Genomic DNA, 25115 nt, shown 5'->3' on the forward strand with positions numbered 1-25115 from the left:
CGGTCAGTGCACGATGCGCTGGTCGTTCGCCGTCAGCACTTCACGGCTCTGTGGCTCCAACGATGATGCCGGCAGATATGCTGCCTGCGCCACCTTGCCTGAAGACAGCGAAGTCTGCGACAGTCTCGCGCCCCACACCATGTTCTTGCCTGCACGGCATGTGAGCATCTGGGTACCGGCGCCGATATCTTCGGGATCGACCGACACGCCGGTCGTGGCATCCACCTGAATCTTCTTGCTTCCCGTCGCCTTACCGGACGCATCGAAGCCACGCACCGTGACAGTCTGGTCATTGTCGGACAGATTGACCAGTTGCAGGCTCGCTGACGTTGATGATGGGATGACCAAGCCTGAGGCCTGCTGTCCCGACTCTCCGGGAACGAACGCGAAATCCGCCTGTCCGGAACCACTCTGGCTGACTGTCGCCTGTATGTTGATTTCGGATGTGGCGTCGGCGAATAAGCCCAGCGTACCGTCTGGGGCGTTGCCGAGATCGACCGCGGTGACCCTGTTGCCGGGTACGGTAACCGTTTTCGCCTCCACGCGGCCTTCGTCGGTCACCCACGACAACGTCACCGTGGTGCTGCGCTGTGCGAAGACGAGGGCAGTCACAGCATCGCCTTTAACCACTCCGGGCATGGCCTGGGTGAGCGCCGCGGCCTGAAGCGGGAGAACGACATCCGATCCCTGCGGCTTCAACCCCTGCATGCGAATCACTTTCACGACGGACGAAATCGGTGTCTCCTTGCTGGACACGGTGACGTACACGCCCTGCTGTCCGGGCGCGGCAGCGGCGATATCAAGGGTCGCCTGACCGCCTGCGGCGACCGTCAACGTGCTGGACGTGGACAATGACAGCTTCCCCGCATGTTTCGTGCCGTATACGGTCACATCAAGTGACGTAGACTTCTGCGAAGGATTGGACACCACGAGCTGCTCGGTGACACCAGTCTGCGTCGCAGGCAGCAGGAATGTGTCACTCAGGGCGGTCGGCACGCATGAAGCGGCCGACATACCCTTCAAATCCCCCGATGTTGCCCACGACGCCATCGAGCCGATCACACCGGTTCCTGATTTCGTCTCAAGCAGTTTCGCATCAATGTATTGCGCGCTCTTCGTGACGTCGCCGGCGAGCGTCTTCACATTCGCGGAATCCAGCAAATCGCTGTCGGACAGCTCGCCGGGCTGCGCATCGTCAGCAACCGGATAATCGTAGACATCGGTACCATACACGGAACCGAAGGCCGCATACAAGGCGGAAGACGCGATGTTGCCCGCGGTCGCCTGGTATTCGCTGTCCCCGAAATTCTCGTCATCAGCAAGCGTCATCTGCTGCGGACACAACAGACCGTATTGCGTCTGGCTGACATGTTGCACGGTCGTCCCTGACGTAACCGAAGGCGAATCGACCAACCATCCGGCGGGCTTGAGCACAATCAATGCGGCAAACGCCGCAAGGATGACCACCATAGTCAGCAGAGCCACAAGGACGCGACGGACCTTCGACGCGGTGTGACGGCCCGACGCGCCACGCTTACGATTGGATAGCTCCTGACTCATGCTTCATCCTCCTCGTCATCGCTCATCACCTTGGCGCCCGGACGAGGCAGGGCGACCAGACAGTATGCGGCGATGACAATACCCATGCTCCACAGCCATACGTAACGCCATCCGCGCGCCTGCAATTTGCGCTGCGCCGAGGTGTTGACGTGCTGAGTCGCGGTATCTGTTGCGCCGGCGACACGGTAGTAGGTGCCGCTATCCGCGCTGACGACGGTCTGCACGCCGTCGCACGCGGTGATATTGGCGATCAACTCCCCTGTCGCAGTCCGTGCAGCGCGGTTCGAGGTGTTGGGAACCACGTAAATGCCGCCGAAGCCCAGCTGGCTGATCGACGCGATGGCATCGTCATCAGAACCTGACAATAACGCCGCGCTCGCCTGGGCGAGGGTCTGGTATGCGGCATCACGTTCCCCCGACACGAACTGGGCCCGCAACGCAGGCGAAGCGTCAATCAGGTCGCCTTTGCCGGTGCGCAATATCGAATAATTGACTGAATTGTCGGTCTGGGCCTGCAAGGCGAGCACGCGGTAATCGCTGTTCTTCGCCAGATAATCTGTGGCAACCATCGGCAATCCGCTCGTGCTGCCGCCGATATGCTGGCTGGGAGACACCAAAGCTGCGAAACCGCACCATGTGGCGGCGAACGCCAGCATCACAATGACCAGCAGGGCACGTGCGGCACGGGTCAAGGCCGTCGTGCGACGGGATTGTTCAGGACTTGCATGAACAGCGCCCTCTTCGGCACCAAGAGACGTCTTCAACGCGCGGAAACGCTGTACAGCCCCACCCGCGACCAAGCACAGGCAGGACAGGAACGCCACCATGACCAAGGCCATGCCCGGAAGCACGGAACCGGCCACCTGGCCGTCGGCGTCAACCGCGATGGCCACGCGGGACGATGCCAGACACAACACCGCTCCGCACACCGCGACCACCCACATCATGCGCGACACTCTGAGCGCAAACGGCAGGAACAACGAGACGACAGCCAAGGCGGCCACGACGGCAAGCACCACAACCGAAGCGACATGCAACGCGGTCTGCGGATCAAGCGAGCTTAAGTTGCCACTCCCGCTGACGCCGAAAGTCCTGCGGACCACATCGGCCAGACTCAACGCCGTCGGCGAGCCGTTCACACTGCGCACAGGTATCGCAATATCGCCGAACAGCTGCCGCCACATGCCCTGCGTGCCGTTATGGATGGCATTGAGCAGGGTCGGAGCAACGGCGAATCCCGCGGGGAACGGGATGAGCAGCAGCATGGCACGATGCTTCGGCACCATCATGAGGAACACGATGAACGCGACGACCAAGGCGAGCAGCGTCTGCGGCTCTGACAGTACAACGACGACAAAGCACAAGGCCGCGCACGCCGCAGCCTGAATCGACGCCTTCGGCTTGATCGGGTCCTCGGTGTGGTACATACCCACGGCGCGGAACACGAAGGCAAATGCAGCGGGCAGGAAGACCATCATGGTCAGCATCGCGAGGTTCCCGGATTGGTACAGCCCCATCGCTGCGGCGAAGGAGACCCACATCAGCCCGCCGGCGATACGTACCGAGTCGGAACGGGTGAACACTCCCGCCAGCGCCCAGAACGACAATGCCGCGAGCGGCGCAGACGCGCAGTACATGATGCTGACCGCCGTGGCGACATGCCCCAACGTGAACACTGAAGCGACCATGAGCACCAACAGCCACGGCGTCGGTGGTGCTGCGCGACCGACACCGCCGCCGAACACCCATTGTGTTGTTGCGGAATCAACAAGTTGGCGCCAATTTGCGCCGGTGGCCAACCATTGGTCCGAATACAGCGTGCCACCGGAGGCAAGGGAACGCACCAGCGACCATTGCGAGCCGATGAGCAGGCACAGCACCACCACGGCCATGAGTATCGCCCCGGTCCACCGCCGGATCAGACGGGTGCGCAGATGCGGTTTGGCCAACGGGCTGAGCAAAATCACATGGCGTTGGCTATCCAAGGCGCGTCGGCGGTCACGCCAGTGCGCAATCTGCTGTCGGTCAGCAACCAGTTGCCCCAGACGGGATTGGGATACTTTGCTCTGCCGGGCGACCAGACGACGAGCCTTGAGAGCGCGCGGGAAGGACACGAGCGCGGACCACGGCATCACGAGCTCGCACAGTGCATCATACGGTTTTTTCGCGAACAGTTTCGCCACGGCACGCCCGATCGCGGCGGGCAGGCTGCACAGCCACCAGACCAGCCACCACAGCATGCGGATATCCGTATACGCGTAGCGTTGTTCGGCGCGCATCCGCGCCATCGACGCATGCTGAGGTTCATCCTCATCGATGGGCATGCCCGAACGGGTACGGATGCCTTCGAATCTTGCGCGCCGATGGGCGATGCGCGCACGGGGCACGACGACGACACGCCCACCGCTGAGACACACGCGACGGCAGAAATCCGCGGATTGCGCGAAGGTACCGAACCACGATGAGATGCCGTGGAGCATACGCAACGTATCGACGGGAACCAGCGCACCGGCGAGTGACACGGCGAAGACATCCTGTCTGCCGTCGTACTGCTCTTGGTCGGGCTCACCGTCCACGACCAGCGAATACAGGCGGTGGTGGCCGGCGTACTTGCCGACATCATGAAGGTTCTGTCCCAGCCAATCGAGCTGTTTGGCCCCCAGAATCGAAGCGGTCGGCGCGTTGTGCCATGTCTCAATCAGCGATTCAAGGCAGATATTGTCAGCCGGGCGGGAATCATCATGCAACATCCACAGGCCGCGGATTCCTGCATCGAGCCGTGCCGTCTCGACAGCCTCCGAAACGGCTTGTGCAAAGGATTTCGCAGCCGTAACCGGAACGATGCGCACGGACACCTGCTTGGTCTGCGGCAACCGCATCGCAGGTCCGGCAGGCATGGGAATCACATCGAATGAGGTCTGGAGGGGTTGTGCCAGCGTTCCCGTGCAATCAGCGATGACCACGACCCCCGGCAGCACGCTCTGTGCCAGCACGGCGGACAGGGTGGATGGGAAAAACCTCCTGTCTTCCTCGACGGTGATCACCGCCGCCACGGAGTCGTCAACGTCCTGGCTGTGCGTGTATGTGCGCGACGCCAGGACATCTCCCACCAACTGTTCGATGCCGCTGCCTGTCAAATCCATAGTTCCAGTGTACGCAAGGGGGTGAGAGCGTCACGCCCGACGACGTTCCTTCTTGTAGCGGCGGCGCTCCCGCTCGCTCATTCCTCCCCAGATGCCGAATCGTTCATCATGGTCGACAGCCCAGTCGAGACACTGTTCACGCACTTCGCACAATTCGCATACCTGTTTGGCGTCGCGTGTCGAACCGCCTTTTTCAGGAAAGAACACCTCGGGGTCGGTTTGCGAGCATAAGGCCCTGTTGCGCCACGACAGCCCGTCGTCTTCGTCAAAAATCCCCCAGGTCCCATGCAGCGAGCGCGAACCGGCGGCACCATTACCGTCGTGATCCCGTGACTCACCCCACATATCTCCTCCTTGGTATATCGAGTATCACCGCCTTCCAGCATATACGCAGAACCGCCGATGCTTCAAGCTTTATGCACCCTTGCTGCCCATTTCGTGGGCATGGCGAGGGCATTCTGCGTCGTCTAGACTGGGCCCGCAACCCGGCGTCACGGCTGATCGAAGAGCCGTTCGGGGTGCAATGTCGGGGGAATAGTGTGAATATGAAACGTTCCATCACCCTGATGGTCTACAATGACTTGGTCTAGAAGAACAAATCATCCAAGTTCGGCCAAGGCTGACGGCTCATAGGAAGGTTCCAAGCGTGACATCCCATCGCAGCAACCCCAAGCTTCCCAATCTCAACGGTTGGAATCAGCCCAAGCCCCGCCACAGCCTCGGGTACCGCACCCGGCACCAGGCTCGTTCCGTGGTCGTCAGCGTCGTCGCGGCGGCCTTGGTATTCGTCGGCAGCGCCGCCGCAATGACGTGGTACGACATCAACCATGTCATTGACGACAACACCATCAGCATCATCCCGCAGAAGTCAGGGTCCACGCAGAATACCGTCGTCGATCCCAACGCCGGCCAGACCATCAATATCCTGCTGCTCGGGCAGGATACGCGCAGCGGCGAAGAGAACAAGGCGTTGGGCGGTCCGGGCGAGGCGGAGAACCATCAGTCGGACACCGCAATGGTGTTGCAGATCAGCGCCGACCGCTCATACATCAACCTGGTGTCCATCCCGCGCGATTCCATCGTGAACGCCCCCAGCTGCCAGACCAGCAAGGGCACGATTGCGGCTCGCTATGACGTGATGTTCAACTCGATTTTCGCCAACGCGTATGCGAAAGGCGGCGACTTGGCCTCCGCCGGCAGCTGCACCATGGCCGCGGTCAATTCGCTGACCGGACTGGACATTGAAAACTTCGTGGTTGCGGACTTCGCCGGCATGCGGGACATGGTCGATGCGCTCGGCGGCGTCGACCTGTGCATCCCCGTCGCCACGAAAGATGCGACCACCGGTATCAATCTTCAGCCCGGTATGCAGCATCTCGACGGCACGACGGCGACCGAATACGCTCGCATGCGCCATGGGACCGGCACCGACGGCTCGGATATCATGCGTACGACACGCCAGCAGTACCTGGTCAAGGAAATCATCAAGGAAGCGCTTTCCAAGAACCTGTTCACGCAGAGTTCGCAGCTGTATCAACTGGCCAAGACCGCGCTCAAGTCGCTCAATATCAGTTCCGGTCTCGCCCATGCGTCCACGTTGGTGGGCTTGGCGATGAGCTTGAAGAATCTCGATCCGACCCATCTGTATATGCAGACGATTCCGGTGACCTCGTGGTCCAAGGACATCAACCGCGTCGTCTGGGCTTCGAACGCTGACGACGTGTGGGAGAAGCTGCGCAAGGAGGTGCCGCTGACACAAGCCGACGACACCACGTCCGAGACTTCTTCCGATTCGTCCGCCTCCCCCAGCAGCTCGGACACCCCAAGCGCCTCCGACTCGGCATCCGCATCCGCAACGCCGAATGAGACCGTCGACCCGAAGACCGGCTTGATCACCCGCGCCGACGGCACGCTGATTGACCCGAACACCGGCGGCATCGTCAACAAGAAGAACGGCACTATCACCGACCCGACGACAGGACAGTATCTAGGCATCGCCGACCGGTACCTCAATGCGACAGTATGTGCGGTTAATGCGCAGGAATGACGGAAATCCGTGATAATACGTCCGCGCTGAGTAAAAGTAGCACCGTATTCGCACAGGAGGTCGTATGTCACAAGGATCATCGCAGTGGGAGGCTGGCGGCAGCCAACCGCCGAGCTTCTTGCCTGCGGGGACCCCGAAACACCGAGTCCGCACCCCGTCCGCCCCGGCGCAGCCGGCTACAGGACAAGTCGTACCTCCAAGTTTCTCTCCGGCACAAGGACATACCTCTGGTTCGCGTGCGGCATCATCCGCACCACGAGCAGGCGCCGCACAGTCCGTTCGGCAATCCGCACGCGTATCCGGCGGACCGTCCCGCAACGCCACGAACAACGAGCATGTGATGGAACCCAGCGCCAACGATATCCGGCGTCCTTCCAGTTCACGGGGCTCTTCCGGCCCGACACGACCCCGTCGTCACATCAGTGTGGGCCGTGTGTTCTCCAGGTTCATTGTCGTGCTATTGGTCGCCGTCATCGTCGCAGGAATCGCGGCCTACAACTGGGTCAACAGCAATCTCAGCAAATCCGCATGGCTGAGTGATATGTCCAGTGGACAGGCGACGTCGTGGCTTATTCTCGGCTCCGACGAGCGCGACGGCTCAATCAACGAATCCTCTGGAGATGTCCCCGGAACCCGCACCGATACGATTCTCGTACTGACCAAACCGAAAAGCGGGCCGAGCTCGCTGATCTCCATCCCCCGCGATTCGCTCGTGAAGGTCGATGACAAGTCCATGAAAATCAACGCCGTATACGAGCTATACGGCAAGAAGAATCTGGTTGGCGCAGTCGAAAACATCACCGGACAGAAAATCGACCATGTCGCCATGGTGAAATTCGGTGGCGTGCAGGACGTGGTCAACGCCTTGGGTGGTGTGGAACTGTGCTATGACAGCACAGTCAACGACGCGAATTCCGGGCTCATATGGCAAGCAGGATGCCATGTCGCAGACGGTGGGACCGCGCTGGCGTTCTCACGTATGCGCTACTCCGACCCGCAGGGCGATTTCGGCCGTGCCGCGCGGCAGCGGCAAGTCATCGCCGCGATTATGAAAAAAGCCACATCGCGAAGCACGCTGACCAGTTTCTCGACCACGTCGAAGGTTGCGAAAACAGCCTTGGCCTCGGTAAGCGTGGATGACAAGACGACGCCGACCACTCTGCTGGCCATGGTGATGGCGTTCCGCAGCGCCTCGAGTTCCAAGGGCATATCAGGCAGTGTCTATTGGACCGATCAGGGATATTATGTGGCCGGTGTCGGATCGTGCGTACTGCTTGACGATGACAAGAATCTGCAACTGTTCAGCGAACTGGCGGCTGGCACTCATGCTTCGGGCAGTGTCGGGACGCTTGCCGAGTCCTCCTGACAGGGGTTCGAGCCGCGTATCGTCGGCGTTCTCTGTGAAGCATAAGGCATCACACAGGAACATGTGAAGTCCTCTCCCCTTGCGGGGTCACTCGCGCACTCGGGCACACACGCGATCTCGGGCATTCGGGCAACTCGCGCACCATCGCGCACCATCGTCCAATGGAAGAGCGCAGGTGAACAGCGTTATCGCATTGGCTCGTGCCGTCGTCATCTTTCGTCCACATTTCCCCGGGCGTCTAGACGACACGCCGATTGCACCTTCATACTGTCGATATGACTTTGGGTTCTCGATCATCAACGCATGTTCCGCAGCAATCAGCTCGGCCGCGTCAGCGACACCGACTTGTGCTACGGGGTAATCAGCGACGGCAGACGCACCGTCGTGCATCTGTGCTGCACCATCGCCGGATCCTCATCGCATGCAGCGCCCTGGCGCCGGCCGCCACGCAATGCACGATGGCGATCATCATGGGGCTGGAAGGACGCTGGATGTTCATTCCTATGGCAATCCCGGGGTTGATAGGTTGCCTTGCCTCCGCCATATTGGCGATTGGCGGACGCAATGCGGACGAACACGGCGATATCGACACGCCGGCGCATGCCTCCGACGATGCTTGCGTGACTGCCCGGTCTTCGCTCGAATTCCCGACAGGAAACGGCGCTCCCCCGCCCTCCGAACTCGATACGCCCGAACCGTTGGAAACACTGCTGGGACTCGACCATGACCCGATGTTGTGGCGTACCATCGTGCGCACATGGGCGCAAGGGTTGGATTCATCCAGTCCCGGTTCACGCGGCTGGCAGTCGCATGGCCCGGTCGCCCAAAATCATGCCCGACACAGGCGTGATTCACCGCATCTCGACGTGCCAATCGGCACATGCGGAATGGGGGTATTCACACTGGACATCGCCAGACAGGGTCCGCATGCGCTAGTCGCCGGCACCACCGGTTCCGGAAAATCCGTGGCCTTGCTGGTCTGGTGTCTCGCGCTTGCGACGAGGAATCCACCCAGCCGAGTGAACTTCGTGTTCATGGATTTCAAAGGCGGTGCCACATTCCAAGGGCTTGCCGACCTACCGCATTGTGTGGGCAATGTCTGCGACCTCGATCTGGCCCACGCGGCCAGGGCGTTGCTCGCGTTGGAGCGTGAGCTGCGGCGGCGCGAACAGCTTGTCGCCTCACAGGGTTGTTCCAGCCTCGCCGAGCTTGACGATCCACCACCCGCACTGGTCATTGTCATCGACGAGTTCCACGCGATACGTTCGTTGTTGCCCGATTATCTGGAACGGCTGACCCGTGTGACCTCACTGGGCAGGTCGCTGGGTATGCATCTGATCGCCTGCACGCAAAACCCGCTCGGCCAGGTCAGTGCCGAAATGAAAGCCAATATGCGGCTGCACCTATGTCTGCGCGTCAACGACGCCATGCAATCGCGCGAGCTGCTCGATTCCCCGGTCGCACAGGCCATCAGTCCGTCGTGCCCGGGAGGGGCCTATCTGTACGATGGCGAGGCGTTGCAATCATTGAGATGCACGACCCCTGTAGATTCCCGACGTCTGATTCGTCATATCGCAGCCGCAGGACTGTTCCTGTCGCCGACGTCCACGCCTATGCTGTTCACACCTCCGCTGCCGGAGCACCTTGACCGCATGCCTGACAATCTGGCGGTTGCCGACCATGGCAACGGAAGTATGCGAACCGAGCGCCCCGACCGGGTGATCATCGGTATCAAGGATGACGGGGTCGTCTGGCACCCGGCATCCATTGACGTGTCGTTGGGCAATATCGCGATTATCGGCAGGCCTCGGAGCGGGAAGAGCAGTCTGCTCGATGTGCTGTGCGAGCAGTCGCGGATGATTGGCATCCACGTCACCTGGTGGGCGGTCGGCGCCGACGGTGCGCGGCGCGAACAGCGATTCGCCGCATTGAAGCCGTCTCGGGGGCCGGCACGCGAACTCATCGTTGTCGACGACGCCGACGAACTCGCCGACCCGCTGTCCACCGACCCATATGCCGACCGATTCCGACGGGCGCTGCAATCACCCGATGTCACCGTCGCCTTCGCCGTGGGGTCCCTGCGCCATATCAGGGTCCCGCAGGATGCGCCGACACGCGTGGTCTTCCCTACCGGCGATCGCGTGCATGATCTCGGGCTGGGCATTCCCGCCCCCGTGCTCGCTTGCATGCAGCAGCGTGATTTCACCACCGCCGGTCGCGCGGTGGTACTTGACGGGCCGAGTGCGGGACCTGTACAATGTTTGCGATATCAAGTAAAATGTTTGCGTTATCAATCTCCACACGACGATGACATTTCTCTGGGCCAAACCTCTTGAAAAGTCCTCGATTTCGTGATTATCTGGTAATGGACTTGATTAAGACATGAAGGAAGGCAACAAGCAATGAGCAGTGCTTATGATTGGCGGGCAAAGGCCGCATGCCGCGACAAGGATCCGGAACTGTTCTTCCCCGTCGGCAACACCGGTGCGGCCTATCAGCAGATTGAGGAGGCGAAAGCCGTCTGCCGTACCTGCAAGGTCATCGACGCGTGCCTCAAATGCGCGCTTGACACCAACCAGGATTACGGTGTGTGGGGCGGTTTGAGCGAGGATGAGCGTCGCGCGTTGAAGCGCCGCGCAATGCGCGCACGTCGTTCGCAAAATATGCAGATGCAGATTTGATTGCCGCGGGCAGCCCGTCTTATTCGCAGTGGGGCCGGTCATCGATTCGGATGGCCGGCCCCGCTGCGATTCTGCGGTATGGTATCGGCAAAATCTGCAATATCTGCGGTATCTGTAGTATCTCGTGGAGCCTATCTCACCTATGTGTGTGCGCTGACCCCTGATACACGCAGCAGCATCGTTGATATGCTGCGGATCGTACTTGCGATATCAAGTATCACCGCACACACATAGGGCAGATATGGCCCGCAAGGTACTACAGTCAGGCGGATGCACGATTGTCGGCATCGCGGATCGGCACCTTATCGGTGTCGACGCCTGCATGGGCCACGGGCGGCCAAACGGCCGAGGCCGGATTCGATGTCGCGGCGGTCTCGCACTGGCGCAGTCCCAGAGACGACAGAACCCCACGCCGGCAAATCCCGCACTCCATGGGAGATTACGGCGAAATCGGTCATCCTGAGATAATCTCCCAGGCCAATCCGGGAGTTCTTCAACGTGACGTGTGTTCCGGCATGATCTCCCGAACAGCAATGGCGGAATTCCGCGGTTCTGCGATTCAGCCTCAAACCCCGATCCGGGAGGTTACCGTCCGACAATCCCGGATTCGGCAAACTCCCGGCGAAACCGGCAGCAGATTACACCGAAAGAACCAAGCGCCGAAAGAGCTCCCGTGCCTCCACGGGAATTGCGCCAATCCAGCTGGCTGTGCGGCAACCTCCCGGACTGGGCTTTGCTACCGCAATCCCGGCCTCAGAGCGTCAGAGTGCCAGGCGTCTGAGGCCAAAACACCTGAACGTCAGGTAGCCGAAACACCAACACGGCACAAGACTAATTCTGCTCGGCTTGGGCCGCCCTGAGATTGATGCTCACAATGACCTTGGTGCCACCCTGCTCGCCCGGCTCCCAGTGGACGCTGCCGGCGAAGTCGTTGGTGACAAAGGTATTGATAATCTGCGTGCCGAGCCCGGACCCCGAGGATTTTGCCATCCCGTGTTCCTCCTCGGCTTCAATGCCAGAACCGTCATCTTCAACCGCGATATCAAGATGCGTGCCCGTTCGCTTCGCGCGAATCAGGATATGACCTTGCTGGCGGCCCTCGAACCCGTGCTCCACCGCGTTGGTGACCAGTTCGGTCAGCACCAGGGACAGCGGGGTCGCATCCTGCGCGGGCATAAGCCCGAACGAACCGTCGAAATCGATGTCGATACGTTGGTCGCTCATGGTGGCCAGATCGACGCTCATCTTCAACAGCTTCGAAATCACTTTATCGAAGTCGACCATCTCGTCGGCGGTCTGGCTGAGGCCTTCGTGGACCATGGCGATGGTCTGTACACGGCGTTGCGCCTCCGCAAGCTCCTTCTTGACCTCCTGCGATTGGGTCTTGCGCGCTTGCAACCTGAGCAGCGCGGAGATGGATTGCAGATTGTTCTTCACCCTGTGATGGATTTCGGAGATCGTCGCGTCTTTGGTCTGCAGTTCAACGTCCCGACGGCGCAGCTCGGTGACATCGCGGCACAGCACGATGGCGCCCGTCCGGCCGTTGGCGTCGTACAGCGGCAGCGACCGCATGGACACCGCGGAACGATTGGCTTCAAGCTCGGAATCGACCGCCGCCTTGCCGCTCAAGACCAACGGCAGGCTTTCAGGGAATGTGTCGTTCGTATGCAGCAGCTGTGTACCGACCTCGCTCAGATACTGGCCCTGCATAGTTGTCAGCGAGCCGAGACGGCGGAAGCAGCTCACCGCGTTGGGCGAAGCGTATCGCACGATACCATCGACGGTGAGAATGATGAACCCGTCGGCGACACGGGCGTTGTGCCGCTGGTTCATCACAGGGTCATGATATGGGAACTGCCCGCGCGGAATCATCTCGTACAGCTGTTTGCCGGCGTTGATGCTTTCGGACTCATAACGGCCGTTGGATTCACGCGTCGCCATATTGGTCTCGCGCACAACCAGGCCCAAGGTCTTGCCCTCGTGGCAGACCGGAGCGTACACATTGCACACCGTCGATTTGCCGATGCTGCGCATCACGGTCGAGCGGAAAATCGACGTCGCGCGCATCGCGGCGTCCAGCTCGCCGTGGAGTTCACGGTCGACTTCCTTGCCGACAACATCCTCGCTGCGCAAGGTCATCACCGTGGATGGACGGCACTGGTCGGCGACGACATAGCGGCCGTCCGGCATCGGTAATATCAGCAGCAGGTCGGCGAAACTCAGGTCGGCGATAACCTGCCAATCAGTGACGAGCTGGTGAAGCCATTCGCGATCGGCGTCGGTGAAGTCCGGGCGCATCGCAAGGATCTGCGTGAATACTGCCATGCTCCCATAATACGCACCATGCGCGTCCCGGCGGTGTCAGATTGACAAATACTTCGCTTACGGTAACGTAGGTTACGTTAGCGTAACCGAGGATGTGAGGCAGATGACAACACCAGAGGAAGCCGCCATCGAAACGAATCAGTCGCAGCAGCGCGATGCGGTCGCGCAGGCGAGGCAACGCGAAATACGCGCGAAAGCAAAGGCGATCCGCGTCAAGGCACAGGCGAAGGCGGACCGTATCCGCAGCAAAGCGGACGCAAAGGCCGAACACAAGCTCGCCAAGGCCGAGGCGAAGGCCGCCAAGCTCGAAGGAGTCAGCGTTCCGCAAATCGCGAAGAGGGTGCGCCTGGACGTCCACGGCAGGCCGAAACCGCTGATGCGCGGCTGGCTGCACGCCTTCGCTTCCCCGCTGTCCTTGGCTGCCGGGATCGTCCTGATCTGTCTGGCGCACGGCACCGGCCTGAAATGGGCGTGCGCTGTGTTCATGACCTGTTCACTCGTGCTGTTCACGAATTCGGCGGTCTACCATCTGGGCGATTGGTCTCCCAAAGTGACCAATGTGCTCAGGCGCATCGACCACGTCAATATCTTCCTGCTCATCGCCGGCACCTACACGCCGGTATCCTTCGCATTGCAGCCGCGTATGCGTGACATCATCATCGTAAGCATGTGGGTGTGCACGGCGATTGTCATGATCATCCATGTCATCTGGATTAACGCGCCACGTTGGCTGTATGTGCTCGTATACATCATCTTCGGAGTCTCCGGGGTCGCTTACATGGGCTTGTTCTGGATTTCCCCGGCGGCGGGTCCTGCAGTCGTGGTATTGATTGCCTCCGGCGGGCTGTGCTACATTCTCGGCGCGATTGTGTACGCCCTGCGCAAACCCGACCCGTGGCCGAAAGTGTTCGGATTCCACGAGATCTTCCATCTCGGCACCATCGCCGGGTACGCCTGCCATATGGTGGCAATCTACATGGTGATCTGTAATCTGCGGTGACGCTGCCGGCCGGCGTATTTCACGCCGCTGTGTGAGTCTTCCGACCTATCAGACGCGTGCCTGACATGCGCACGTGGAATCGGACGATGGTCGCATCAACCGCATCAAGAAACGTCAGGATATGGTTGTGGCCCGACACGCGACTCACGTGCCCGGCCACAACCATATTCACTTCGATCCGCATTCAACGCAGCGGAACAAGGGGCGCGACACCTGCCAGGGCGACGCGCCCGAAATCTCAAGCCTTCAGCGGCTCCGCCTTCTTGATCGTCACGGAAATCTGACGGCCCGTCGGCGTCGCGTACGACACCGTGTCACCGGCTTTGGCGCCCATGATCGCGGCACCAATCGGCGATTCCGGGCTGATGACATCGTAATCGGTAGCCACCGCGATATCACGGGAGCCGAGCACATACGTCATTTCCTTGCCTGCGAGCTCGAGCGTCACCACTGAGCCATTGCCGACCGTACCCGCCTTCGGGGCCTGAAGAATCTTCGCATTGCGCAGCTTGACGGTCAGCTCGTTGATGCGGCCCTCGTTCTTGCCCTGCTCCTCGCGAGCAGCCTGGTATCCGCCGTTTTCGGACAAATCGCCTTCCGCGCGCGCCGCGGCGATACGTTCGGTGATTTCGTCACGATACTGGCCCTCGCGGTACTCGAGTTCCTGCTTCATCTTGTCGTATGCTTCCTGCGTGAGCAGGATCGTCTTCTCTTCCTCGGCCATTGTTACCTCCTGACCTTGATGGATCGCGCCGCCCGCGAACACGTGCGAGACGGCCATGTCATGAAAAAGCGCCGGCGACCACCGGCGCCTGAAAAGGATGCGTGTCAGCGCGTCGAGATGATGTCGATGACGAACACGAGGGTGTCCTCTCCCCCGATGCCCGCCTGCGGAACACCCTGCGAGCCATACCCGTAGGACGGCGGAATCGACACCACGAGACGGGAACCGACATTATGGCCGGGAACCGTCATATCCCATCCGCGAATCACCTGGCCGACGCCGATGCCGAAACTCGCCGGCTGATGGCGCTCAAAACTCGAGTCGAACGGGGTGTCCTTGCCCCAGACCACACCGTGATAATTGACCGTCACCGTGTCGCCACGGCGGACCATCGGGCCGTCGCCTTCCACGATTTCGATTGACTTGAGCCCGACCGGCGGTTTATCCGTCGGGAAAGCGATTGCCGGTGTGGCGCCGAACTCAGCGTTGACCTCGGGCATGTTGCTGACCATGCTTGCCTCCTTGATGACGTATCTGTGCATTCCACCGCCCCCGTTTGACACGGGTCGCCGGCGTAATGCCACTGAAACAATTTCACTTAGATTAGCACGCTTCGTGACGCTTCGCAGGGCATGACCGCCGGTACGAGGTTCACTGGTCAGCATTCGACGACATTCACCGCAAGCCCGCCTTTTGCAGTTTCCTTGTATTTTGCCATCATGTCCTCGCCGGTCTGCTTCATCGTGCGGATCGCCTGGTCAAGGGTAACGATATGCGAGCCATTGCCGAGCATGGCGATACGAACCGCATTGATTGCCGTATTCGCTGCCACGGCGTTGCGCTCAATGCAGGGAATCTGTACCAATCCGCGAACCGGGTCGCAGGTCAGGCCGAGATTATGTTCAATGCCGATTTCCGCGGCGTTCTCTACCTGCTGGACGGTCCCGCCGATTACCTCGCATAATCCCGCGGCGGCCATCGAACACGCTGAGCCGACCTCACCTTGGCAGCCGACTTCTGCGCCCGAAATCGACGCGTTGCGTTTGAACAGGTACCCAATCGCCCCTGCAGTGAGCAGGAAGCGGACGACACCGTCCTCGTCGGCGCCATCGACGAAATGCCAGTAATACTCCAGCACCGCGGGGATGATGCCTGCGGACCCGTTGGTCGGTGCGGTGACCACTCTGCCGCCGCCGGCGTTTTCTTCGCTGACAGCGAGCGCGAAGAGGTTCACCCATGCCGCATCCGAGGATTCCAGGACGACATCGATGCGATGGTGGCTGCGCCGCAGCACATCGCCTGTGGACATCAGCAGTCGGTACATGCCGGCTGCGCGACGGGGCACGTCAAGACCGCCGGGCAACACCGGCTCGTCACTGCTGCATCCGGCTTGCACACACTGCCCCATAGCTTCCCAGACCGCGAGCAGCCGGGCGCGCACATCGGCAGCCGGGCGTACGGCGGTTTCGTTCGCCCAGATGATGTCGGAAATCCGTTTATGCTCCCGCTGGCACAAAGTCATCAGCTCAGTGCAGGTGTCGAAATGGTATGGGGCCTTGTCCGGGAATCTGGTGGTCTCTTGTTCATCCGCATCGGCGAATGCCGTGTGTTCAGGCGGACGGTCATGAATACCGATCAGCGTGTCTTCCGGGCTGCCTTGTGCGATGAATCCGCCTCCAATCGAATACCACACCTGTTCGTCCAGCAGATTGCCTTCCCCGTCGAATGCCTGGAATCGCATACCGTTGGGATGCGCGGCGAGACGCTGCCACTTTTCGAAGACGATGTCACTGTCCGGATCGAAAACGATGCGCCTGCCGCCGGGCAGGTCAAGACGCCGACTGCGAGCGCATTCCTCACGGGCTTGGAGCAGATGCGCGGTGTCGACTGTATCGGGCATGCTGCCTTCAAGTCCGGCGATGATTGCGCGGTCAGTTCCGTGGCCGAGGCCGGTCAAGGACAGCGAACCGTACAGGACCGTCCTGACGCGGGCGACCTGGTGCAGGATTCCCGAACCACGCAGCGAACGGGCGAATCGGCATGCGGCCTTCATAGGGCCGACCGTGTGCGATGAGCTTGGGCCCACTCCGATGGAGAACATGTCAAGCACGCTGAACAAGCTGTCACCTCCGAATTCGATATCGCAATACGGGTAGGCATCCGCATCGGCGTCTTTGCACACCACCCGCCGACGGGAGTCCGTCGACGGGCAGGTCGATCCGTCAAGCGGGGTTGCTGGGCGGACTCAACCCGTGTATTCGCTCAATAGAGTAGCGCGGCCATATGTACGACGAAAAACACGCCGAACGCTGCGAACAATATGGTGCAGGCGAACAGGCCCCACACCCAGGTGCGCAATGTGACGAGACGTTCGCCGAAAGCGGATGCGCAGAAGAATGACGCCAGTCCTATGGCGGCGCAATTGAATGCGATGGATCCCAGCTGCGCCCCCGCCAACGCGGCATGGCCGAGCGGAACGATAATCGAGTTCAGTACGGCGGCGAACACGAAATACCCCCACACGCCGAACAACACGAGGCCGAAGAGGGCGGCAATCACCGGACGCCACGCCTGCGGCGCTTTCTTCGAGACTTTGCTTGCCGCCCACAACGCCGCGAATCCGACCGTATAGGCGAACACGACCGACAGCAGCCCGGCGATCGCGGACCATGGTACGAGCGCCAACGAATGGTAGGACATGCCGGTATACAGCGGCGCACAGAGTATCTCTCCCAGGCACAGCGCCAGCGCTACGATGACCGCCTGGGCGAAGATGAGCGGGACTCGACGGTTGCCGTCGCGGGTTGGAGTGTTCGTCTGCTTGACCATGATGTTCCTTTGCATGTATCTGTTCTGAGCGGGTGGCATGGTTTGATGTTGCTTGGTCTCGCTCTGTGGTGATTGATTGTTCTCGACTGTGCTTGACTTGTCTTGACTGCTGCTGGACTGTTGCCGACTGCTGATGTTGCGGCAGTTTCAGCTCCTCGAGCGCGCCCGTCCTCCTCCGACTCCCCTGCCTGGTCGGGCGGCGTTCCATGTTTCGACGGTCTGACGCTTCCAGCCTTGTGTTCTGCCGATTGTGGCATCAGGCTCCGGCAGACGATATGCACTCGCTGCCGCCGTGCTGATACCGAGCAGCTGCGCCACTTCAGTAACGGACAGATATCGCTCAGTCATATTCGCTCCTCTGTGCGACTACCGTGTCGTACAAGACGCCGGTAGCCGTGCTGAAATTGCCTTATGAACGGTAATCTACCATCGCATGCGACCCTGCAGTCGCACACCGGCCGGATATCTCGTGATTGAAGCCGCAGGCCGGGCATATCTGCCTGTCATGTAACCGTATGATGGCACAACGCCGTTATTGCTACGTCATGTCGCGTGGCTTCATCGAGCAGCATGTCAATGTAAGAAAGCCAGGAAACGCACGGAACCCGCCGTTGCCGACGGGTTCCGTTGGTCTGTGCCCCCTGCGGGACTCGAACCCGCAAGCCAATGGCGATGGATTTTAAGTCCACTGCGTCTACCAATTCCGCCAAGGGGGCAACTGTTCCATGCTAGCATGCAGGCGGACCGGGCGCGGCTGAGACACGCGTTTCGCGTCTTGCCACGCCACGCATCGGCGACGGTGGCACGCCGTTCAGTGCGAGGCGAGCAGACGGCGGCCGTAATCGAGCACGATGCCGTCGAGCAGCCCGTGTTCGCTCGCAACAAACGAATCGATGGCCTTGTCGTGGTCCTCCAGCGCCGCCTGCGAGACACGGGCGAGCACCCGGCTCCACACCAGCGCGCCGCCGCCGACAACATCGATTCTGCCCGGGTGAATGGTCTTGTACGCCCGGCGCTCCTCGCGCGTCATCCGCAGGAACCGGTCATCGACCGCATACGCGTCCTCGAGCGAAAGCCGTCTGCCGTCAACCGCGGAATGGTCGTACTCCTTCAGCCCGATGGCGAGTGCGGTCATCGTGGTCACAGTGCCCGACACGCCGATGATGGTGCGGGTCTTGCCTGCCGGGACCGTGCGGAAGGCCTCATCGATATGCTCGTCGATATCGGCGACGGCCTCGTCGATTTCCTGCTGGGTCGGCGGGTCGGTGTGCAAGTGACGCTCGGTCATACGCACCGAGCCGATATTCATCGAGAATGCAGCCTGGACATCGGTTTCACTCTGTTCGTCTCCTCCGCCGAGAACCAGCTCGGTGGATCCGCCACCCAAATCGACCACCAGATACGGGGGCTCGAGCTCACCACGCGGGACAACGCTCGTCGCTCCGAGGAAGCTCAACGCCGCCTCTTCGGTGCCGGGGATGACTTCCGGCCGCACGCCGAAAATGCGCTGGATCTCGTCTTCGAATTCCGCACGATTCTCAGCGTCACGGGTCGCGGACGTGGCAACGAAGCGAAGCCCGTCGACCGGATGCTCGGCCAGGATCTGCGCGAACTCGCGCGCCGCCGCGTACACGCGTTCAAGCGCTTCATCGGCGAAACGATGGGTTTTGTCCACGTCCTGCCCGAGCCGGACGACCCGCAGGACGCGCGGGACGATATCCTCATACCCGTTGGCGTCCACACGTGAGATTTTCAGCCGGATGGAATTGGTGCCGCAATCGATGCCGGCAACCGTCACCGACTTGCCCGTGCCGCCCTGCAGTTGCGATGCAAGCTGTGTCATACTGTTTCCTTTCCCTGTGCGCCGACGTATCGATGTCGGCGGATGCGATTTCGGCGCGTTCCCGCGCGTACGAGACTACCGTTCCTGCGACAATCGCTCGATCTGCTCGTCGTCGACGACCGTGGTGCAGCGGCAAACCGTGGGGCTGAACTCGTCGCGGATCCGTTCAAGGGTCATATCGCCGATCGGGTTGGCGCCATGGCCCATGACCAGTGTCTGGGCGAGCAGCGCATGGAGGCATTTGACGCGCGTGGGCATGCCGCCGGCGCTGATGCCCGCGATATGCTCCTCGCTGTCGCCGAGCCGTTCGGCGAGCTCGTGCCGAAAGACAAGATATCGTTGGTGCGCGAGGGCATAGGCTTGGGCCAGCTCGGCGTCTTCACCCAACCGCTCGTTGAGTTGTTTCATGACGCCTGTGGCTTCGACATGGGACACCGCCTTGACTGCTTCAGGGCTCGTCAGGTAGCAGGTCGTGGGGAACGGGATGCCGCCAGGCAGCAACGGCCGGGTCAGCACCGCCAGCGGACGGCCGCACACGCAACGAGCGCCGACCGCGACCATGCCGCGCGGAAATCGGCCAAGCTGCACGTTAACCGTCGCGATGTCCTTGGCTGTCGGCGGCTGCGCCATGAGGCGGTCAAGCAGCACGCGAGCCTCCTGCTCAAGCTGCTCTCGCTCAAGCTGTTGCGTTGGGGTTGCACTCGCCGGTGTCATCGGATGATGTTCCTCCTGTGGTGTGTGTTGCGGTTGTGATGTGGTTTCGTGATGTCCGATGCGTTCATGGTGTGTGGTCATAAGCTCGCGGCGTGCAAGTCCGGGCATCGGCGGGATTGGACCCCACTTCCGGTCTGCCGCCTGCCGGCCGCCCCTTTTACTGGGATGCCGACGGCGAAGACGAATCGGATGCGCTCGCCGAAGGCGAAGGGCTGGCGTTTGAACCCGAGCTTGCCATCGAACCCGATCCGTTGTCAGAAGAGCCACTCCCGCTCGACGATGACGACGAGGACGATGACGAGGATCTCGACGGGGTGTCCGCCTGCTGGAACGCGTAAGCAAGTTCCTTGTACCACGGCAGCGTCGTCTGCTCATCCTGCGCGCTTGAGGTGCCGCTGCTCTTCGAAGTAGTCGAACCGGTGACCGCCTCGGGATGCTCGACCCTGACCGAAACCTCCCCCGGGAACACGAATCCGAGACGTTCGCGCGCCTGAGCGGTGACATACGCCTTGTCGTCCCAACGAGCGATATCGTTCTCCAAATCCTGCTTCTGCGCTTCAAGCGTAGCTTCCTGCTTTTTCAAACCATTGAGTTCGGAGAGGTTCAACGCGTAATCATGAAAAGTTGACACCAGCTGCATCAGGCCGATGATCACGATAATCACCGCGATGAAGAACGAGACCGGTCCGCTGTTCCTGCGTGTCTTGGCGGTCTGCTGGGTGCGCTGACGCGCCGGTTTTCGCGAACTGGTTGTCATACTGACGAAAATACCCGCCGCATTCGACTTGCGAACACGACGGGTATTGCGTAATGCGCGGCACATCTAGGGACATGCCGTCAGCACACTGCCGGTGAGACTAGGCTCACTTGGCGATGTACTTCTTGCAGGCCTTGAAGGCGCTGTAGCCGGCGTACAGGGCTTCGGAACCGAGCTCGTCCTCGATCTCCAGCAGGCGATTGTACTTGGCGATACGCTCGCCACGGGCCGGGGCACCGGTCTTGATCTGGCGGGTGTTCTTGGCGACCGCGAGATCGGCGATGGTGGTGTCGGAGGTCTCACCGGAGCGGTGGGACACCATGGAGGTGTAGCCGTTCGCGGTGGCGAGCTCGATGGCGTCGAGGGTCTCGGTGACGGAGCCGATCTGGTTGAGCTTGACGAGCAGGGAGTTCGCCGCACCCATGTCGATGGCCTTCTGCAGACGAGCCGGGTTGGTCACGAGCAGGTCGTCGCCGACGAACTGCAGGCGATCGCCCAGGCGCTTGGTGATGGCCGCCCAGTCGTCCCAGCCCTCTTCCTGGAACGGATCCTCGATGGAGACGATCGGGTAATCGTTGATCAGCTGCTCGTAGAAGTCGAGCATGTACTCAGCGTCACGCTCGCCGCCTTCGAAGTGATACTTGCCTTCCTCGCCCTTGCCGTAGAACTCGGAGGAAGCCACGTCGAGGCAGATGCCGATCTGCTTGCCAGGCTCATAGCCGGCGTCCTGGATGGCCTTCATGATGTAGTCGAGCGAATCGCGGTTCGACTTCATCTTCGGAGCGAAGCCGCCCTCGTCGCCGAGACCAGTGGACAAGCCGTCCTTCTTCAGCTCGTTCTTCAGGGTGTGGTACACCTCGACGCCGGCGCGCAGGGCCTCATGGTAGGTGTCGAAGCCGTACGGGGAGATCATGTACTCCTGGATGTCGGTGGCGAAGTCTGCGTGAGCGCCGCCGTTCATGATGTTCATATTCGGAACCGGCAGGATGTGGCCGTTGGTGCCGCCGATGTAGCGGTACAGCGGCATGTCCGCGGACTCGGCGGAGGCATACAACGCGGCGAGGGACACGCCGAGGATGGCGTTGGCGCCGAGCTTGCCCTTGTTCGGTGTGCCGTCGAGCTCGATCATCGTGTCGTCAAGAGCACGCTGATCGGCGGCATCCATGCCGATGACCTTCGGAGCGATGACTTCGTTCACGGCCTTGACGGCGTTGAGCACGCCCTTGCCCTGGTAACGGGACTTGTCGCCATCGCGACGCTCCCAAGCCTCTGCGGCACCGGTGGAGGCGCCGGACGGAACCAGGCCGCGGCCCTGTGCGCCGTCTTCGGTCTCGAGATAGACCTCGACGGTCGGGTTGCCACGGGAATCAAGGATTTCGCGCGCGTATACGCTTTCAATTGCTGCCACAACTACTCCTTTTGCTCAGGTTGTGATGACACTGTCAAGGATAGTGGAATTGTTGGACGATATCGCCGATTTCACTCACTGTTTCCTGTGAGCGTTCACAGCCACGCGCGAGATAGCCAGCAAGTATGTCGAAGCGCAATCCTGTGACGCTGATATGTGAAACGAAACCATAGGCACTGCGCGAACTTCATTACGCCAGTATGCGTCCGTGATGCGTTGTGGACCAATGTGTCGTTCACACATCCTGTCTGTTTCGTATGACATGACAAACCCTCATGACAGTACATCATCAGCAACATATATGTCGGGAAAACAGACAAGTTGTATATGGGATGGCATACGCAACCAGACGCATCGCCGCATTGAACAGAGACATCACATGCCGTTCAGCGAATTCTGCATGTTCTGACATACGAGACGACATGCATCGCCGCGCAGAAACACGAAATATCGCCTATCTGGTAAGCGGTGTATGTCACATCATGCACGATTCGAATTTCATGCCTCATACAGTTACGGGGTACACAAGTAAGATGTACGTTTTATCATGAGTCACATCACCCATCGCACCAACAACAAGCGCCATCTTCGTGAATACGCTTCACGGAGATGGCGCTTCAATCTAGATAACGACACAGGAATGACGACATCCTTGCGTACGAGAGGTCATGAATTGATTCTGATATAGAGCGAGCCAGGTTGCCATTCCCAGGTATTCTGATTGGAACTTACCCAATCAACATAGTTCTTGGAATGTTGCGCAACCTGATAGTCTCTGTAATTTCCACGGTCACTTCCTGTCGCAACCACAAATCCGATATGGTCACAACTCCCGTCGATGCCGTGGTCAAGACCTATGAAATATCCTGGAGCCAACCACGTGCTGAATTTCCGGTGGTCAGAGGTCCAAGATTTCCAACCGAAAAACTTGGAAAACGCATTGGCATTGACCCATGCGGTTGTTCCTCCCCCTGACGCATATCCCCATGCCGGAAGATGGAACGGCTCTCCGCCGGCACGCCGGATCTGTGACGCGAAATTCGTGCAATCGTTATCCTTATATATAGTATCGGTAGCTCGAATTCGGTTGCACGGCATAACGAAATGCATACTGATATTCGTTCTGTCGATTCAGCTGACGAAGGGGTGATGCTTGCTGTTGCAAGTAGTCACCTTGGACGGAATCAGACACGGCATCGCCTTGAGAAGGGCTAAGTTCTGTTTCAACTTCACTGATTGTGCCCAGTTGCAACTTCGCTCGCTTTCCGTCAAGAACCTGCGCAGCCTGAGCGATCACCATATTCTCACTGGAGTTCTCGAAAATATCGAAAAACGTCAGGAACAATGCCTCAGTATGCGGATTCAACGCTCCTGCAGAACCAGCATCATGCGTATTGTCATACGCGTTGAACGCCTCGCGATATTCAACCCAGTTCGCCGTACTTAGCGGTTCCACACGCTCTTGCGACTCAATGCGTTTCATCGCCTCCGGTATTTTCCCGCGAAGAGCATCAATCGCCTGCTGGGGATCGTGGAATACGCAAAGTTTCGGATAAGTCGCAGATCCCACCGATTCTGCTTGAGGGTAATCAATGCTACCCAGCTCAGCGATGATGGGTGTGCGGCATAATTGCACCCCTCGGTATTCAACAGGCGATAACGTCTGAATCCAACTTTGCGCTTTTGCACGCTCTTGAGGCGCAGTAACTTCTTGTGCAGTGGCTGGCGCCGCCACCATAGTAGCGGCACATAGTGCGGCAAGCATTCCAAACGTACGCTTGATGCGATTTCGTGCGCTTGGTACGTGATTATCCTGTTTCATTGTTTCTCCTTTATTGGTTATTTCTTCTTGATATCGAAGCGCTGATACCTACGCACCACCGCTCACATCCCGATCTGCGGCGATCCACATGGTTGTGACCCATTGCGGGATGAGGCCGCTTGACTGCGCATCAGGTCCGCAGCGTCCGAGCGAACGATCCGAGGCTGCGTCATCGTGGCGCAGCGGGCGGATCGACCCATCATCCTGCCGGACCAGTGTGACGCGCTCGGCGGCACAACTATCCAGATGCAGCGCCTTCGGATTATCGGCGTCCTGCTCCACCGCGACCACATAGGCGACCGCACGGCGGTCATCACCTTCACAGCCCATGACACGCACGCCGACGAACCCGTCATCCAAACCGATTGACGCGGCCGTATGGTAGTCGGCCAGCGAACGGTGCACCGCGGACGTGACCTTCCCAGGATCGGTCATGCACATGCTGTTGTGCCGGGTCAACGGGGTCATCGCCCGATAGGCGTCCACACCATTGGTGTATGAGGTGATGAGATATCCCAGCCCCTGCCAGCGTTGCACGTTCGCGGCGACGCCCGTATCCGCGCCGCTAGCATGGGCCGCCTGGGCTGTCTGGACAGGACGCGCGAAACGCGGTTGCTTCCAGTTGAGGTATTGGCTGACGTCGACAGCGATCACGGCGAGTACCAAGGCGAGGGCCGTAATCAGGCACGCGATGAAGCGAAGAATCCGCATCGGCAACCCGGAATGTTCCGGTATTGCCGTCCGCTGTGGGGAACTCGTGTGTTGTGCCTGCCGCATCGATGGTGTCGAGACTGTGGAATGGTTCATGTCTTGTCCCCCCGCCTTTCCAACGAGATCACGTAGAGCCTCAGGACCACACGGCAGGAGGGGGCGTTCCAGCTTTCCGGCTGCCGGAT

At 60.2% G+C, this 25115-nt stretch carries 21 protein-coding genes and 1 tRNA gene; 5 read left to right on the forward strand and 17 right to left on the reverse strand.

The features are described 5' to 3' along the window. Positions 1-3 precede the first annotated feature (3 nt). Genes K315_RS0104285 through K315_RS0104295 form a run of 3 tightly spaced genes read right to left on the reverse strand, consistent with a single transcriptional unit; the run spans position 4 to position 5048 of the window. The gene (locus K315_RS0104285) at positions 4-1560 is read right to left on the reverse strand and encodes a DUF5719 family protein (RefSeq protein ID WP_029576339.1); all 1557 of its coding nucleotides are present in this window, start codon (positions 1558-1560) and stop codon (positions 4-6) included. Continuing rightward, on the reverse strand, positions 1557-4703 hold the full coding sequence (locus K315_RS0104290) for a glycosyltransferase family 2 protein (protein ID WP_029576340.1): 3147 nt from the start codon (positions 4701-4703) through the stop codon (positions 1557-1559). Before K315_RS0104290 ends, K315_RS0104285 begins: the two co-directional genes overlap by 4 nt. A gap of 30 nt (positions 4704-4733) precedes the next feature. Continuing rightward, positions 4734-5048, reverse strand: coding sequence for a WhiB family transcriptional regulator (locus tag K315_RS0104295; RefSeq protein WP_015450384.1), 315 nt, complete (start codon positions 5046-5048; stop codon positions 4734-4736). 301 nt (positions 5049-5349) lie between these two features. Between K315_RS0104295 and K315_RS0104300 the strand changes: the two genes are divergently transcribed. The 4 genes from K315_RS0104300 (at position 5350) to K315_RS0104315 (ending at position 10797) form a co-directional block, all read left to right on the forward strand. Then, positions 5350-6750, forward strand: a complete 1401-nt coding sequence (locus K315_RS0104300) for an LCP family protein (RefSeq protein WP_029576341.1) — start codon at positions 5350-5352, stop codon at positions 6748-6750. A 64-nt stretch (positions 6751-6814) separates the two neighbouring features. Further along, positions 6815-8116, forward strand: a complete 1302-nt coding sequence (locus tag K315_RS0104305; protein ID WP_161786023.1) for an LCP family protein — start codon at positions 6815-6817, stop codon at positions 8114-8116. Positions 8117-8586: 470 nt separating this feature from the next. Continuing rightward, the gene (locus K315_RS0104310) at positions 8587-10452 is read left to right on the forward strand and encodes an FtsK/SpoIIIE domain-containing protein (protein ID WP_211219728.1); all 1866 of its coding nucleotides are present in this window, start codon (positions 8587-8589) and stop codon (positions 10450-10452) included. Positions 10453-10518: 66 nt separating this feature from the next. Next, on the forward strand, positions 10519-10797 hold the full coding sequence (locus tag K315_RS0104315; protein ID WP_015450379.1) for a WhiB family transcriptional regulator: 279 nt from the start codon (positions 10519-10521) through the stop codon (positions 10795-10797). 831 nt (positions 10798-11628) lie between these two features. Here the strand turns inward: K315_RS0104315 and K315_RS0104320 are convergent. Beyond that, positions 11629-13122: a sensor histidine kinase gene (locus K315_RS0104320; RefSeq protein ID WP_029576344.1), complete on the reverse strand. Its 1494-nt coding sequence runs from the start codon at positions 13120-13122 to the stop codon at positions 11629-11631. 103 nt (positions 13123-13225) lie between these two features. On the opposite strand from K315_RS0104320, the gene trhA reads away from it, so the two are divergent. Continuing rightward, positions 13226-14122 (forward strand): PAQR family membrane homeostasis protein TrhA, encoded by an 897-nt coding sequence (gene trhA, locus K315_RS0104325; protein WP_029576345.1) that lies wholly within the window; start codon positions 13226-13228, stop codon positions 14120-14122. 238 nt (positions 14123-14360) lie between these two features. On the opposite strand, the gene K315_RS0104330 is transcribed toward trhA, so the two are convergent. The 13 genes from K315_RS0104330 to K315_RS0104385 form a co-directional block, all read right to left on the reverse strand. Beyond that, positions 14361-14846: a GreA/GreB family elongation factor gene (locus K315_RS0104330; RefSeq protein WP_029576346.1), complete on the reverse strand. Its 486-nt coding sequence runs from the start codon at positions 14844-14846 to the stop codon at positions 14361-14363. Positions 14847-14950: 104 nt separating this feature from the next. Beyond that, a complete protein-coding gene (locus tag K315_RS0104335) occupies positions 14951-15358 on the reverse strand; it encodes an FKBP-type peptidyl-prolyl cis-trans isomerase (protein ID WP_015450374.1) in 408 nt (135 codons plus the stop codon). A gap of 146 nt (positions 15359-15504) precedes the next feature. Next, positions 15505-16965, reverse strand: a complete 1461-nt coding sequence (locus K315_RS0104340) for an L-serine ammonia-lyase (RefSeq protein ID WP_029576347.1) — start codon at positions 16963-16965, stop codon at positions 15505-15507. Between the two features lie 143 nt (positions 16966-17108). Further along, complete coding sequence (locus K315_RS0104345; RefSeq protein WP_029576348.1) at positions 17109-17675, reverse strand: hypothetical protein; 567 nt, start codon at positions 17673-17675, stop codon at positions 17109-17111. A 147-nt stretch (positions 17676-17822) separates the two neighbouring features. Then, complete coding sequence (locus K315_RS10185) at positions 17823-18023, reverse strand: helix-turn-helix transcriptional regulator (RefSeq protein WP_029576349.1); 201 nt, start codon at positions 18021-18023, stop codon at positions 17823-17825. Between the two features lie 287 nt (positions 18024-18310). Then, a tRNA-Leu gene (locus K315_RS0104355) sits at positions 18311-18391 on the reverse strand. A gap of 95 nt (positions 18392-18486) precedes the next feature. Next, positions 18487-19518 carry a Ppx/GppA phosphatase family protein gene (locus tag K315_RS10385; RefSeq protein WP_029576350.1) on the reverse strand — a complete coding sequence of 344 codons (1032 nt, stop codon included), beginning with the start codon at positions 19516-19518 and terminating at the stop codon, positions 18487-18489. A gap of 75 nt (positions 19519-19593) precedes the next feature. After that, positions 19594-20148, reverse strand: coding sequence for a DUF501 domain-containing protein (locus tag K315_RS10390; RefSeq protein ID WP_420796739.1), 555 nt, complete (start codon positions 20146-20148; stop codon positions 19594-19596). Positions 20149-20389: 241 nt separating this feature from the next. Further along, entirely contained in the window at positions 20390-20989 is a 600-nt protein-coding gene (locus K315_RS0104370; RefSeq protein WP_029576352.1) for an FtsB family cell division protein, read from the reverse strand. 106 nt (positions 20990-21095) lie between these two features. Beyond that, positions 21096-22397, reverse strand: a complete 1302-nt coding sequence (eno, locus tag K315_RS0104375) for a phosphopyruvate hydratase (RefSeq protein WP_029576353.1) — start codon at positions 22395-22397, stop codon at positions 21096-21098. A 666-nt stretch (positions 22398-23063) separates the two neighbouring features. Then, a complete protein-coding gene (locus K315_RS10940) occupies positions 23064-23507 on the reverse strand; it encodes an amidase domain-containing protein (protein ID WP_081666393.1) in 444 nt (147 codons plus the stop codon). Further along, complete coding sequence (locus K315_RS0104380) at positions 23455-24219, reverse strand: hypothetical protein (RefSeq protein ID WP_029576354.1); 765 nt, start codon at positions 24217-24219, stop codon at positions 23455-23457. The genes K315_RS10940 and K315_RS0104380 overlap by 53 nt, the downstream gene beginning before the upstream one ends. A gap of 48 nt (positions 24220-24267) precedes the next feature. Next, a complete protein-coding gene (locus K315_RS0104385) occupies positions 24268-25026 on the reverse strand; it encodes a hypothetical protein (RefSeq protein ID WP_152571444.1) in 759 nt (252 codons plus the stop codon). Between the last annotated feature and the right edge of the window lie 89 nt (positions 25027-25115).

Origin of the sequence: Bifidobacterium thermacidophilum subsp. thermacidophilum DSM 15837 (assembly GCF_000426425.1) — a bacterium.
Taxonomy (GTDB): domain Bacteria; phylum Actinomycetota; class Actinomycetes; order Actinomycetales; family Bifidobacteriaceae; genus Bifidobacterium; species Bifidobacterium thermacidophilum.